This window comes from Neisseria sp. HMSC068C04, from assembly GCF_001810105.1.
GTDB lineage: Bacteria > Pseudomonadota > Gammaproteobacteria > Burkholderiales > Neisseriaceae > Neisseria > Neisseria flavescens_B.
This window is the reverse complement of the sequence record NZ_KV799997.1, coordinates 64,934-78,378: the sequence shown is the minus strand read 5'-3', so window position 1 is coordinate 78,378 and position 13,445 is coordinate 64,934. Positions and strand designations below refer to the sequence as shown.

15 protein-coding genes are annotated in these 13,445 nt (G+C 51.0%); 8 read left to right on the top strand and 7 right to left on the bottom strand.

Translation table 11 applies throughout. The features are described from left to right. Window positions 1–15 precede the first annotated feature (15 nt). The gene (locus tag HMPREF2700_RS09850; RefSeq protein ID WP_210389904.1) at window positions 16–864 is read right to left on the bottom strand and encodes an RnfABCDGE type electron transport complex subunit B; all 849 of its coding nucleotides are present in this window, start codon (window positions 862–864) and stop codon (window positions 16–18) included. Window positions 865–1,051: 187 nt separating this feature from the next. Between HMPREF2700_RS09850 and HMPREF2700_RS09840 the strand changes: the two genes are divergently transcribed. Next, complete coding sequence (locus HMPREF2700_RS09840; protein WP_070591805.1) at window positions 1,052–1,519, top strand: YchJ family protein; 468 nt, start codon at window positions 1,052–1,054, stop codon at window positions 1,517–1,519. Window positions 1,520–1,783: 264 nt separating this feature from the next. Here the strand turns inward: HMPREF2700_RS09840 and HMPREF2700_RS09835 are convergent, their stop codons facing one another. After that, entirely contained in the window at window positions 1,784–2,572 is a 789-nt protein-coding gene (locus HMPREF2700_RS09835) for an inositol monophosphatase family protein (RefSeq protein WP_003684681.1), read from the bottom strand. 164 nt (window positions 2,573–2,736) lie between these two features. Between HMPREF2700_RS09835 and HMPREF2700_RS09830 the strand changes: the two genes are divergently transcribed. From HMPREF2700_RS09830 to HMPREF2700_RS09815, 4 genes are all read left to right on the top strand, one after another. Next, the gene (locus HMPREF2700_RS09830; protein ID WP_070591804.1) at window positions 2,737–3,462 is read left to right on the top strand and encodes a 16S rRNA (uracil(1498)-N(3))-methyltransferase; all 726 of its coding nucleotides are present in this window, start codon (window positions 2,737–2,739) and stop codon (window positions 3,460–3,462) included. 107 nt (window positions 3,463–3,569) lie between these two features. After that, window positions 3,570–3,860 carry an acyl carrier protein gene (locus HMPREF2700_RS09825; RefSeq protein WP_070591802.1) on the top strand — a complete coding sequence of 97 codons (291 nt, stop codon included), beginning with the start codon at window positions 3,570–3,572 and terminating at the stop codon, window positions 3,858–3,860. Continuing rightward, window positions 3,857–4,915: a beta-ketoacyl synthase N-terminal-like domain-containing protein gene (locus HMPREF2700_RS09820; protein WP_070591800.1), complete on the top strand. Its 1,059-nt coding sequence runs from the start codon at window positions 3,857–3,859 to the stop codon at window positions 4,913–4,915. The genes HMPREF2700_RS09825 and HMPREF2700_RS09820 overlap by 4 nt, the downstream gene beginning before the upstream one ends. Continuing rightward, complete coding sequence (locus HMPREF2700_RS09815; RefSeq protein ID WP_070591798.1) at window positions 4,897–5,586, top strand: hypothetical protein; 690 nt, start codon at window positions 4,897–4,899, stop codon at window positions 5,584–5,586. Before HMPREF2700_RS09820 ends, HMPREF2700_RS09815 begins: the two co-directional genes overlap by 19 nt. Before the next feature lie 100 nt (window positions 5,587–5,686). On the opposite strand, the gene HMPREF2700_RS09810 is transcribed toward HMPREF2700_RS09815, so the two are convergent. From HMPREF2700_RS09810 to cyaY, 3 genes are all read right to left on the bottom strand, one after another. After that, window positions 5,687–7,282: a hypothetical protein gene (locus tag HMPREF2700_RS09810; protein ID WP_070591796.1), complete on the bottom strand. Its 1,596-nt coding sequence runs from the start codon at window positions 7,280–7,282 to the stop codon at window positions 5,687–5,689. Between the two features lie 184 nt (window positions 7,283–7,466). Beyond that, window positions 7,467–7,973: an S-ribosylhomocysteine lyase gene (gene luxS / locus HMPREF2700_RS09805; RefSeq protein ID WP_070591795.1), complete on the bottom strand. Its 507-nt coding sequence runs from the start codon at window positions 7,971–7,973 to the stop codon at window positions 7,467–7,469. Between the two features lie 54 nt (window positions 7,974–8,027). Further along, window positions 8,028–8,351, bottom strand: a complete 324-nt coding sequence (gene cyaY / locus HMPREF2700_RS09800) for an iron donor protein CyaY (protein ID WP_049323082.1) — start codon at window positions 8,349–8,351, stop codon at window positions 8,028–8,030. Window positions 8,352–8,422: 71 nt separating this feature from the next. On the opposite strand from cyaY, the gene HMPREF2700_RS09795 reads away from it, so the two are divergent. Both HMPREF2700_RS09795 and lysA read left to right on the top strand, forming a co-directional pair. Then, entirely contained in the window at window positions 8,423–8,593 is a 171-nt protein-coding gene (locus tag HMPREF2700_RS09795; RefSeq protein WP_036493473.1) for an LPS translocon maturation chaperone LptM, read from the top strand. 16 nt (window positions 8,594–8,609) lie between these two features. Next, window positions 8,610–9,830, top strand: coding sequence for a diaminopimelate decarboxylase (gene lysA, locus HMPREF2700_RS09790; protein WP_070591793.1), 1,221 nt, complete (start codon window positions 8,610–8,612; stop codon window positions 9,828–9,830). Window positions 9,831–9,932: 102 nt separating this feature from the next. Here lysA and HMPREF2700_RS09785 read toward each other — a convergent pair whose 3' ends face one another. Together HMPREF2700_RS09785 and HMPREF2700_RS09780 are read right to left on the bottom strand one after the other, a co-directional pair. Then, window positions 9,933–10,160 carry a SlyX family protein gene (locus HMPREF2700_RS09785; protein WP_004518924.1) on the bottom strand — a complete coding sequence of 76 codons (228 nt, stop codon included), beginning with the start codon at window positions 10,158–10,160 and terminating at the stop codon, window positions 9,933–9,935. Between the two features lies 1 nt (window position 10,161). Then, on the bottom strand, window positions 10,162–11,535 hold the full coding sequence (locus HMPREF2700_RS09780) for a Na+/H+ antiporter family protein (RefSeq protein ID WP_070591792.1): 1,374 nt from the start codon (window positions 11,533–11,535) through the stop codon (window positions 10,162–10,164). 363 nt (window positions 11,536–11,898) lie between these two features. Here HMPREF2700_RS09780 and HMPREF2700_RS09775 point away from each other — a divergent pair, with 363 nt between their 5' ends. Next, on the top strand, window positions 11,899–13,218 hold the full coding sequence (locus HMPREF2700_RS09775; RefSeq protein ID WP_070591790.1) for an MFS transporter: 1,320 nt from the start codon (window positions 11,899–11,901) through the stop codon (window positions 13,216–13,218). Window positions 13,219–13,445: the final 227 nt, after the last annotated feature.

Genomic DNA, 13,445 nt, shown 5'->3' with positions numbered 1-13,445 from the left:
TTGTTGTTTTGGAAATCAGCGGGCTTCTTTGGCCGCTTCCTGCTCGGCTTTGTAGCGGCGCAGAAATTCGATGGCGGCGGCTTTTTCGGCTTCGTTGCCGTATTTGGCATCACGTTGGGCGCGACGAAGTTCGGCGCGTTCTTTGGCTTCTTCGATTTGGCGCGCTTTGAAGTCTTCGCGGTTGTCGGAGGAGACGAGTTTGTCCTGCTGCGATTGCGCTTTGGCCATGGCTTTGGCAATCAAATCCATAGGGTTGAATGCGGCGCTTGGTGCGGCTGTTTGGGCTTGTGCCTGTGCGGCCTGTTTGGCTTTGACGGCGGCTTCGCGTTGCGCCAGTAGGGCTTTTCGTTCGGCATCGTCGCGCTGTTTGCGCGCGGTATGGCGTTCAAAACGGCTTTGCGCGTGTTCGGCGGCGGCAAAGCGCGGTTCGGCAGAGGTGCTGAAACGGCGTGCGGACGGCAGGAAGGGCTGCGATACGGGAACCATGTCGATGCAGTCGACGGGACAGGGGGTAACGCACAAGCCGCAGCCGGTGCATTCGTCGCTGATGACGGTGTGCATCAGTTTGGATGCGCCCATAATGGCATCAACAGGGCACGCACGGATACAGGCGGTACAGCCGATGCAGACGGCCTCGTCAATCAGGGCTACGGCTTTAATTTGTGTTTTTGCCGGGGCGAGGTAGGGCTTGCCCAATAGGTCGGCAATGTCTTTCATGACGGTTTCTCCACCCGGCGCGCACAAGTTTACCGGTGCTTCTCCTGCCGACAGGGCACGCGCATAGGGTAAGCAGCCTTCATAACCGCATTCACGACATTGGGTTTGCGGCAACAGGCGGCTGATGCTTTGGATGGGAATGTTCATCATGGATAGTCAAAATCGAAAAGGTGCATTATATCAGATTGTTGCGTTTGTTTTGGCGAAACCCGCTTTGCTTATTTTAGTGAAACTCTCTACACTCGTTTTAGCGAAATTCGCTGCGCTCGTTTTCAGACGGCCTGAGTCGGGTTTGCGTTATAATTTTGAAATGGATTTATTCGGGTAATTAGGAATGACGGCTACACTTTGCCCCTGTCAGTCGGGGCATGTTTATACAGAATGTTGCGCACCGTTTCATGCGCGTGAGGCGGCGGCCTCGACGGCGGAAGAGTTGATGCGTTCGCGTTACAGCGCATATGTTTTGCAGGAAATCGACTATATTGTGGACACGACTGTCCCTGCGCAGCAGAATTTGTTGGACAAGCAGGATTTGGCGGCATGGAGTAGGCAGACGCAGTGGTCGGGATTGAAGGTTATCCGTCATGTGCCGTTTGGCAAGCTGCATGCTTTGGTCGAGTTTGAGGCGTATTTTGAAGAGAACAGGCAAACCGAGTGCCATCATGAATTGTCGGCGTTCGTGAAAATAGACGGGTGTTGGTACTTTATTGATCCGACCGTTGCGTTGCCGACGATGAAACAGCCTTGTGTGTGCGGTTCGGGCAAAAAGTTTAAGGCGTGTTGCGGACAGTTTTTCAAATAGTAGTGTAAACAGGCCGTCTGAATGTTCAGACGGCCTGAGCTGTTTTTGCAGATAAAAAAAACCATTCATACTAAGGGAGAAGTATGAATGGCCAATACATTGCGGGAAAACGTCTTACTTGCTGCACCGCCCAAAAGGGATGAAAGAGCGGTGTTGTGTCAGCGATTAATATTCTACCGTTTTTAGTATTAAATGCTGTTAAGAAGTGAAATAATTTCAATAAGTTGCAAGATAATCGTGATTTTTTGAAGATAAACGGTATTTTTACTGATTTTCTCGAATCCATTTCACCCATTGTTGAAACAGCTCGGGTTGCAATGCGGCGATGACGGAACGCTTGAATACATGTTCGCCGCTCCAAAAATCGTCGCCCTCCAAAGTGGTCAGGCAGCCGCCGGCTTCTTCAAAAATCAATGCGCCGGCAGCGTAGTCCCACAGCTTTTGTCCGCCATGGATGTAAATATCGTAGCGGCCGCTGGCAAGGTAGCACCAATCGAGCGTACTGCTGCCCATGCTGCGGATTGTGCCGAATGGGGCGAGGGTATTCATGCGGCTGGCGAGTTTGCCCGAACGCAGGTATTTGATTTCCACGCCGGCAATGGATTCGTTGAGTTTTTTGTTTTCCGAACGCAGCGGCAGCGGCGTGCCGTTGAGGAATGCGCCTTTGCCGCGTTCGGCGTAGAAACATTCGCCGCTGACCGGATTGTAAATCACGCCTAATTCGGCATGGCCGTTTTTAACCAGCGCGACGGATACGGCAAAATGCGGCAAACCGTTGACGAAGTTGTTTGTGCCGTCGATAGGGTCGACAATCCACAGGCCGTCTGAATGTTCGTTCCACAAACGGGTTTGCTCCTGAACGCTCATCTCCTCGCCCAACATCGGACAATCCTCCAATAAGGGCAGGGCGGCGGCAAAAGCGGTTTGTGCGGCCAAATCTGCTTCACTCAAAACCGAGCCGTCTTCCTTACGTCGTGACGGCGTGTTCAGAAAACGCGGCATGACTTCGGTTTGGGCGATGTGGCGGACGACTTTCTGTAAACGATATAGCACGGCGTATCCTTGTTTTTTGCAGTTTTGCGTGACAGTGGATTAAAATTCGGGAAGTTTTCAAATTATAGTGGATGAAATCGAAATCAGGCAGGCAAGTGTATGTTGCCGTGTTTCAACTTCGTTCACGAAAGTTCAAATTATATACATGAATAAAGCAGGAAACCATGCCCCGATTTTATGTTGATTTTGCCTTAAGCCCCGACAGCGTGATCGAATTGCCCGATAATGTGGTGCACCATCTGAATGTATTGCGCGTGAAAAACACAGAAGAAATCGTGTTGTTCAACGGCAATGGCAAGGTATATCCGGCTTTGCCCGAAGTTTTGGAAAAACGTCGCGCCAGCGTGCGGATTTTGCGTGAAGAGGCAACGGACAACGAATCGCCGCTGAACATTACGTTGGTACAGGCGGTATCCTCCGCCGAGCGCATGGATTTCACTTTGCAGAAAAGCGTGGAATTGGGTGTGGCAGAAATCCGCCCGGTCATCAGCGAACGCTGTGTCGTCCGCTTGAGCGGTGAACGCGCTGAAAAGCGGGTGGCGCGTTGGCAGGAAATTGTCGTTTCGGCGTGTGAACAAAGCGGCCGCAATATTGTGCCGAAGGTTTTGCCGCTGACGACTTATGCGCAGGCTCTGCAACAGTTGCCGCAGGAAACGACCAAACTGTTAATGAGCTTGAATCGCGCACAAAAACTAAGCGATGTTCAGCCGCAATCCGGTAAGGTCGTGTTTATGGTCGGTCCGGAAGGCGGCTGGACGGAGAAGGAAGAGCAGCAGGCATTTGATGTCGGTTTTCAATCCGTTACGCTTGGAAAACGGGTGTTGCGTACCGAAACCGCCTCACTTGCGGCCATTGCCGCCATGCAGACGCTTTGGGGCGATTTTGCATAAAGTTTAGGCCGTCTGAAAACGAGCGTAGCGAGTTTCGCTAAAACGAGCGTAGCGGGTTGCACTAAAACGAGCTGTTGCTTCATGATATAAAAATGGGAGTTTAAAAAATGTCTTACACCTTTACACTGGCTGAGCACGAGCTGGAAACGGAATTGAAAAAGTTAATCGTACAAGAGGCCGATAAGGCCGACGATGTGGATATGGATGATTTCACCGACGATGCACTTTTGTTTGGCGATGGCAGTCCGGTCGGTTTGGATTCGCTTGATGCACTGCAAATCAGCGTTGCCTTGCAACAGTATTTCCAAGTGCGCCTGCAGGGCGACCGGATGGTGCGCAAACATATGATGTGCGTACGCGATTTGGCGGCGTTTATCCGTGCGGAGCATGGCGTGTGAGTTGGGTTTGTGGTACGGCGGCCACTTCTGCCTTGAATCCGCAAACGGATTTCAGACGGCCTGATGCGGTGTCTTATACGTTTTTAAACCAGCCACAGCAGGCTGCTTATTTTCGTGCATTTGCCGGCGACAGTTTGGGGCGGAAGGAATTTGCGGATATTGCCGAACAACATTTGCGCCGAGCTGCTGAAAATGCAGGCTGGCCGTCTGAAAGCTGGCATGATGCGCCGGTGTTTATCGGTTCCAGTTCCTATTCCATCTCCGAATATGAAAACCGCCATTTTGCGGGCAATAGGGTGGTAGAAGAACACGATTTGCTTTATCTCGCCGAAGATTTGCGCCGGCGCAGCGGCAATCAGCAAATTTTCAGTTTCGCTACTGCCTGCACTTCATCTGCCCATGCGCTGATTCAGGCGGATAACTGTTTGCACGGCATGGCGGAGCGTGCCTTTGTGCTTGGCATTGAAAACCTCAACCGGCTGACCTTGCTGCATTTTCACAGCTTGGGTTTGCTGGCCGAACAGTATCAGCCTTTTGGCGGAAACGGTTTGATTTTAGGCGAAGGTGTTGCCGCGCTTGCCTTATCTTCCGCTGCTCCCGAATCTTCTTCAGGCCGTCTGAAACTTATCGGACACGCCGCCAATACAGGCAATGACCTGATTCAAAGCGATGGCCAAGCGCAAGAGCAGGTGATGCGTCGAGCTTTGGATATTGCAGGCATCGCTCCTGAAAGCATTGCAGCCGTTAAAACACACGGCATTGGCACGGCTGACAGCGATGCCGCCGAATTGGCCGCACTGGAAAATATATTCGGTACACTGCCGCCTCTGATGGCGTTCAAACCGCAAATCGGACACACGCTTGGCGCAACGGCAGCCCTTGAAACGGCTTTGCTTTTATCCGCTTTAAAACAAGGCGGAAGCAGCGATTATCAGGGGTGGGAAATTCGTTTTTCCGAATGCGCTGCTTCACAAAAAGGCGGCTTTTTCTGTTTGGCCAATCAGTTTGGTTTTGGCGGCAGCAACACATCTTTAGTATGGAAATGGCAACCGTAAATCCTAATATCCGCATTACCGCCGCCGTGCGTTTTGATACTGACGCCGGTACCGGCGGTAAAATTCTCAAACAAACCTTAAAGCAGCAAAGCGGTATAGATACCCGCCGCCTCAGCCGCTTGAGTTTGATTGCCGCGCTTGGTGCAGGGCAACTGAAAGAGCAGTGCGAAATTCGTTCTGATTGCGCTGTTTTTCTCGGTACGCCGTTTTCTTCGCCATCCGTATTTGAAAAAATGGCAGACAATGTGCTGAACCATCACGCCGCGATGCCGTTTGACTTTATTGCCAATCTGCACAATTCCCCCGTTTTTCATGCCGCGCAAGCGTTAGGAACGCGTGGTGCAACTTTGGTTGTGGCTGTCGACAACAATGTAGATACCTGCTTTCATCCATTATCTCTGGCGATGCAGTCTGTGCAAAATGGCGGACAAGCTGCGGTTGGCTGGGCGTATGAACATCAAGTAGCCCGTGCCGATACCCATGAAGGCAGTATCTGGATTGTGCTTGAAGCCGGTGCAGAGCAGGGTATTCCCGTTGTGTTGAATGATGAAGGTACTCAGACTGATAGGCCGTCTGAAAAGCCGCAATATTATTGGCAAAATATCGCTGATTGGATAGAAGAAGTAATGGCGCACGAGGGTAGGGATGTGAAGAAATGTACTTTGGCGTGATTTTAGATAAAGTATTTGTCTATTGAATAAAAAAGGTTTACGTGATTAAAAAGGCCGTCTGAAAATATTTTCAGACGGCCTTTTGGTATCAAAAAAACAATCAACGAGACATCTCGCCTTGAATAGCGCGGATATTCGCTTTACGGGCGTTGATGGTACGGGTCAGTTGTTGGATTTTAATCTGGTCGCCTTTTTGTTTGGCCGCATTCAGCTGTGTTTGAAGGCGGGTAATAGCAGCCTGTTCATTGCGTACTTCGGTCTGCAATATCTGTTTGCGGGTTTCTTTAGGGCTTGGCTTAGGAGCCGGCGTAACTACAGGAGCAGTACGGATAACAGGGGCTTTGTATTTGCTGTATGAAGAACTGCGTGATTTGTTCTGACGGTTGCGCAGGGTAATATTGAGGCGCGGATTGGCAGCTTCGGCTGTGTTGGTCACGCTGGTAATCGGTACATTCGGCAGAATTTTGATATCGCTGTCATTATTTCCTTTATCCAGCAAAATGTCGGCTGCCGGTTTGTATGCTTGTGGGAAAGGTGTTGGGACAGTGGTTTTGTCATGTTCTACCGGAGTGGCAGTTGCCAGCGTGCTTGGTTCGATCGAAGCTGTGGCAATAGGTTTGGCTGCTTGTTCTTCGGATGCGCGGACAACGGCTGTTTTAGTACGGCTGACCTTGGCTTTGCGTCGAGAGGAGGTTTTGGCATAAGTTTTGCCTTTGCGCTTAGTCTCGACTTTGGCAGGTGTTTTATCGAGCGCTTCATCCTGAGCTGTTACTGCTTGGCTATTTGGGGTAGTTGAAGTTTGCGGCTGAGCTGCCGAGTTCTGAATAATCTCTTGTGGAATTTGGATTGCAGGTACAACAGGTTGAACAGCTGGTGTTTCATTAATAATAGCAATGCCGTTTGAAACTGTTTTCTCGGTAGAAACAGTAGGTTGGGCTTGTGCGGCAAGCATTACAGGAACAATACTGTTTTCTGTTTGGGTTGCACTAGACTGAGTTTGTACGACAGGAGTTGTATTGCGGACAGTAGTGTCGGCAACATAGTCTTCAGCTTTTATTGTGGGTGGCGCTTCCAGAGTAGGCGTATTGTTGGGAACGATTACGCTGTCTGCAATGGCTTTGTCGGCTGCAACGGTAGGTTGGGTTTGCGCTGCGAGCGTTGGAGGAACAATAGTGTTGTCCTCTTGAGCAGCAGTCGTCTGCGTTTGTACGACAGGAGTTGTGTTGTGGACAGTAGTATCAACAACATAGTTTTCAGGTTTTGCAACGGCTGGTGTTTCCAAAACAGGCGTATTGTTGGAAACGATTACGCTGTCTGCAATGGTTTTATTCGTAGGCACAGCTTGTCGAGTTTGTGCCATCGGAATGGAAATAGGTGCGGGAACACCGTATTCATTTCGAGTAACAACGACTGGGGTTTGTACCGCAGGCGTTGCTTGAGAAGTATGAACGTAGTCAGCGGCAGATGCTTTAAATTCTGTTGTTTGTACCGTTTTTAAAACCGGAGTGTCGCTTGGAATCGCAACGACGCTGTTTTCTGTTACATTGTTTGTTTCAACTATGCGACAGGCATCATTGATCTGGTATGAAGCATAAACGGTAATGCCTTCAACATTGCAGACATACTCGGCAGCATTCGCGGCGGCGGGGAGGGTCAGGCTGAGGGCAATGGCGGTTTTGCAGAAAAACGGTTTCATAAAGGCAATAGAATCAGGTTGTTTGTTTAAGGTGTAATTATACTATGTACACTGTCAGCATCCGCCAACTTATTTTTAGGCGGTGTAAAACTGTGGCTGAAAGGTTGAAAATTGGAATAAAAGGTCTTAGGCCGTCTGAAACTTGTCATATAGAGTTTCAGACGGCCTTTGCTGTCATGGCGGATTAAGCGTTCAACAGACTTTCGTCCAATGTCAGCTCTTCGTTTTTATTGACGGCGATTTTGTGTGCCAAAACGTTTTGGGCGATTTCGTGTGCTTCGGCAAGCGAGTGCATCAGGTAAGTACCGCATTGGTATTCGTTCAGCTCGGGGATTCTGCTTTGGTCTTGAACGGTCAAAATATCCTGCATTGAAGCTAGCCATGCGTCGGCTACTTTTTGCTCGTCGGGCGTACCGATGAGGCTCATGTAGAAACCGGTACGGCAGCCCATTGGGGAAATGTCGATGATTTCAACGCCGTTGCCGTTTAAGTGGTCGCGCATAAAGCCTGCGAACAGGTGTTCCAGCGTGTGAATGCCTTTTTCAGGCAGGATTTCTTTGTTGGGAATGCAGAAACGCAGGTCAAACACGGTAATGGTGTCGCCTTTGGGCGTGGTCATGGTTTTGGCCACGCGTACGGCAGGGGCGTGCATACGGGTGTGGTCGACTTTGAAACTGTCTAGTAGGGGCATTTGGGTATCCTTTGAGGTAAATAGATTTTTAGCGGGTGAGATTTAAAGATTCAATCACAATTCGGCAATATTGACTGCTTCGCCCGAAGCCGCGCTCAGTGCTTCGTTCAAAACATCGTAGAAATCCCGTCCGTCGCGTGTTGCCAGCCATTTGCCGTTTTGCTCGGCGAAATGGTAGCCACCGCTTTTGGCGGCAATCCACAATTCTTGGTTGGGCGTGTGGCGGTTGACGATGATTTGCGTGCCGTCTTCGGCTTCGATGGTCAGCACGTTTCCGGCAAACTGGCAGTCGAAATCCCAGCCGTTTTCATCGATTTGGTCTTCAATGTGTTCAAACAATTCTTCGCTCAGGCGGATGAATTCGCTTTCGGTCATCATGGCTTTTTGTGTGGTTTTTGTTTAAGATACCGAATCTTGCCACATTCGTAATGATGAAGAAAGTTTTACTGATGAAATACGGCGTATTTTTTGCAGCGGTAACGGCTCTGCTGCTCTCTGCCTGCGGCTACAAAGGCGATCTCTACCTGCCCAAAGAAGGCGACAAGGCGCGCTTCGGCGTGATTCAGACCGGCTTGAAATTTGATACGGCCAAAGAGCCGACCACTCAAACCAACGATTAAAAAAGAATTCACAAACATGACCTTATCCTGCGAACAAATCCCTTATTCCTACCTTGCCGAGGAATTCGGCACGCCGCTTTATGTGTACAGCAAATCTGCGCTGACCGAGGCGTTTGACAACTACCAAACCGCGTTTGCTGCTTTGAACCCGCTTGTCTGCTACGCGGTTAAAGCCAATGGCAACCTGAGCATCATCAAACACTTTGCTTCTTTGGGGAGCGGTTTTGACATTGTATCCGGTGGTGAGTTGGCGCGTGTTTTGGCGGCCGGCGGCGATGCGGCGAAAACGATTTTTTCCGGTGTGGGCAAGAGTGAGGCAGAAATTGAATTTGCGCTGAATGCGGGCGTGAAATGCTTCAATATGGAGAGCATTCCCGAAATCGACCGTATTCAGAAAGTTGCCGCGCGCTTGGGTAAAGTTGCTTCGGTTTCCCTGCGCGTCAATCCTGATGTCGATGCCAAAACCCACCCTTATATCTCCACCGGTTTGAAAGCCAATAAATTCGGTATTGCCTATGCCGATGCGCTTGAGGCCTATCGTCATGCTTCCCGACAAAGCCATTTGAAAATCATCGGTATCGACTGCCACATCGGCTCGCAACTGACCGACCTTAGCCCTCTTATTGAAGCCTGCGAACGAATCTTGGCCTTGGTAGACCAATTGGCAGCCGAAGGCATTGTGTTGGAACACTTGGACTTGGGCGGTGGTGTCGGTATTGTTTACCAAGACGAAAATGTGCCTGATTTGGGTGCGTATGCCAAAGAAGTTCAAAAACTGATCGGTACACGCCGTCTGAAACTGGTTCTCGAGCCTGGCCGCAGCTTGGTTGGTAATGCCGGTGCGTTGTTGACGCGCGTCGAGTTCGTCAAACATGGCGAAGAGAAAAACTTTGTGATGGTCGATGCGGCGATGAACGATTTGATGCGTCCGGCGCTTTATGACGCCTATCATCACATCGAAGCGGTCGAAACCAAAGACATTGAGCCTCTGACGGCCAATATCGTCGGCCCGATTTGCGAAACCGGCGACTTCCTCGGCAAAGACCGCATCATCGCTTGCGAAGAAGGGGATTTACTGCTTATCCGCAGTGCCGGTGCGTATGGTTCAAGCATGGCGAGCAACTACAACACGCGCAATCGTGCGGCGGAAGTATTGGTTGACGGCAGCGGATACAAACTTATCCGCCAACGTGAAACCGTCGAGCAGCAAATGGCCAACGAATTGGCTTGTTTGTAAGGTTGGATTGTTTAAAAGGCCGTCTGAAAGCTTGATTGACTTTCAGACGGCCTTTGCTATGAAAGAAAAGGGCATGTATCCAACACGCCCTTTTTCAGTTTATCAATAATGCGGCGGAATCTCGTCGCGCAGGCTGTACGGTTCGCGTTCGCCGTTTGCTCCTTTGTCCTGCATCCGTTGATACAGAAGCCGCAACTGGCCTTGCTGCAAATCCAAAGCCTGCTGCATCTTAGCGATGGTGTCGTTCAGGCTGCCGATTAAATCTTCCTGCAAGGCCGTCTGAATTTCCAGCTCCGTGACGCGGTGTTCCAATTCCTGAATATCGCTCATATTACAGCACCATCGCGGCAATCCAGCCGGCAGCCATCAGCGGGATATTGTAGTGGATAAAAGTCGGGATAACCGAATCGCGGATGTGGTCGTGTTGACCGTCGGCGTTCAAACCCATGGTCGGGCCGAGTGTCGAGTCGGAAGCAGGGGAGCCTGCATCACCCAGCGCACCGGCCGTGCCGACGATGGCGACGGTCGCCATAGGCGAGAAACCCAAGCTCATGCACAAAGGCACATAAATCGCGGTAATAATCGGCAAAGTCGAGAAGGACGAACCGATGCCCATGGTCACCAGCAAGCCGACGCACAACATGGTCAATGCGGCCATGCCTTTATTGCCGCCGAACAAAGCCATGCTGTGTTCGACCAAAGGCTGAATCTCGCCGGTCGCGTTCATTACGGCGGCGAAACCTTGTGCCGCAATCATAATAAAGCCGACCATCGCCATCATTTTGATGCCTTCGCCGAACACATCGCTGGCGGCGGAGCGGTTCATCACGCCCAACATCATAAACACGGCAAAGCCCAACATGGCGCCTAATACCAGCGAACCATCATACAAAAGTTGAATGGCAAAACACACGGCAATCGCCACGGCCGCCACCAAGCTGCGATAGGTTGAAGGCTCTTGTTGTTGCACTGCCGCACGGTTGTCTTCCGTGTCAGTGGTATTGTTTTGATAAATGCGCGGCTTGCGGTAGTGCAAAAAGGCCAGCAGCAAGCCGAATACCATGCCCAAAGCCGGAATCGCCATTGCGTGCATCACATTAATGCCGCCGGTGTCCATGCCTGCCGAGCGGATATTGCCCAACATGATGTCGTTCAAGAAGATGGCGCCGAAACCGTAAGGCAGGAACATATAAGTCGTTACCAAGCCAAACGTAATTACACATGCCACCAAGCGGCGGTCGAGTTTCAAACGGTTGAACACCAACAGCAGCGGCGGAATAATCATCGGGATAAACGCGATATGAATCGGCACAACGTTTTGGCTCATCACGCCCATGCACAAAATAATCGCCAGCAACAGCCATTTGACCGCGCCTTCGCCTTTCGCATTGCCTTCACCGCCGCTGAGTTTGCGGATAATCACGCCGGCGAGCTGTTGCGGCAGGCCGGAATGCGTGATGGCCATGGCAAACGCGCCGAGCATGGCATAAGACAGCGCGATTTGCGCCCCGCCTTTCAGGCCTTCGTTAAAAACAGGAATAATCCCTTGCTGCACCACCTCTCCGGCCGTGTTGGTTACATTCTCCAAAGGCATACCGGCCACCAAGCCGCCGACAAACGCGCCGACAGCCAAGCTGAGCACCACATGCACGCGCGATAAAGACAGCACAAGCATGATGATGACCGCAATTACAACCGCATTCATATCGTTCTCCGTTGTTCAGACGGCCTGTTATGTAAAAACAGGCAATCATCTGTTTACATATTACAAATAAACATCATAACCCAAGCATGAAGCCTTTGCAAAAAACGGCAGGCCGTCTGAAAACCAAACCATCGACTTTCAGACGGCCTGAAGTGATTTCTTGTTTCATGTTTCAATATGGTATGCGGTTTATCGCCAAGATTAAGATATTCAAAAATATCTAAAAAACACGCGCTTCCTATTCTTTGCATGTGGTACCAATGTTAAAATCGACACAATGTCTCGGTTTCAGGTTTGTCACTGAAATTAAAGCATTTATTGCTAAAACCCAATTCAATCATACACAAACAAAGGAAAGAAGTGATGGATATTCTGACGCGGCTGCACAATCTGCCGCCCTCCCGCTTTCATTACAAACTTCTGGTTTTGGTCGGCATAGGTTGGCTGTTTGATGCCATGGATACAGGCTTGGTGTCGTTTGTATTGCCGGCTTTGGGCAAAGATTGGGCGCTGGCTCCGGCGCAGTTGGGTTGGATTGTCAGCATTGCTTTTGTCGGCATGGCCTTGGGTGCGGTATTCAGCGGCTGGCTGGCGGATAGGTTCGGACGGAAAACCGTTTTTGCCGGCACGATGGTGGTGTACAGCATTGCCACAGGTTTGTGTGCGCTTGCGCCTGATTTGACGGTTTTGCTGGTGTGCCGCTTTTTTGTCGGCGTCGGCTTGGGCGGCCAGCTGCCTGTCGCCGTGTCGCTGGTCAGCGAATATGCGCCGCCGAAAGTACGCGGCCGTTTTATTGTATTGCTGGAAAGCTTTTGGGGCTTGGGCTGGCTCTCGGCCGCGCTGGTGTCTTATTTCTTTATTCCGCAAACCGGCTGGCACAGCGCGTTTTTATTCGGCGCCTTGCCCCTGTTTTATGTGCCGTTGGTGTTGAAATTCGTTCCCGAATCCGTGCCTTACCTGCTTTCCCGCGGCAAAACCGATGAAGCGCACCGTTTGGTATCCGCGCTGGAAATTCAATTGGGCATCACGCCGCCGACACAAGCAGTTGCCGCACCGGCCGCCCCGCGCGAACGCATCCGCTTCTTCCAACTTTGGCAACATCCGTTTGCACGGCGCACGCTGATGCTGTGGCTGGTTTGGTTCGGCATCGTGTTTTCGTATTACGGCATTTTCACTTGGTTGCCCAAATTGCTGGTCGAGCAGGGCAATACCGTGGTCAAAACCTTTGAATATGTGTTGGTGATGATTGTTGCGCAACTGCCCGGCTATATAGCCGCCGCGGCTTTGGTGGAAAAAATCGGCCGCAAAGCAACGCTGGCAGGCTTTCTGGCCGCTTGCGCCGCGTGCGCATGGTTTTTCGGGCAAAGCACCACTGCGGCCGAAGTCATGATCTGGGGCAGCCTGATGTCCTTCTTCAACTTGGGCGCATGGGGCGTTTTGTACACCTACACCCCTGAACTCTACCCCTTGCGCTTCCGTGCCTTCGCATCCGGCTGGGCAGGCGCCATCGGTCGCGTCGGCGGCATACTTGCGCCCATGGTAGTGGCGGCGATGGTGGGCAACAGCGGTGGCTTCGGCAATATCTTTATGATGTTTGCGCTGGTTATGCTGCTGATTGTGGCGGTAATCTTGGTATTGGGTGAAGAAACCAAAGGCCGTACGCTGGAAGACATCAGCCAATAAAAGGCATACATAAAAAAAGGCCGTCTGAAAAATATTTTCAGACGGCCTTTTTTGCCTTGCCAAGATCCCCGAGTGGAGAGGAGGTTTTTCAGAGGCCAAGGTAGTGGGTGATACCGCTAAGATGGTGTCTTAATCCCCATGTGGTGGGGAGGTTTTTCAGAGAAAGAGATAGCTCTGACTTCCGTGCACCTATAAAGTTTTAATCCCCATGTGGTGGGGAGGTTTTT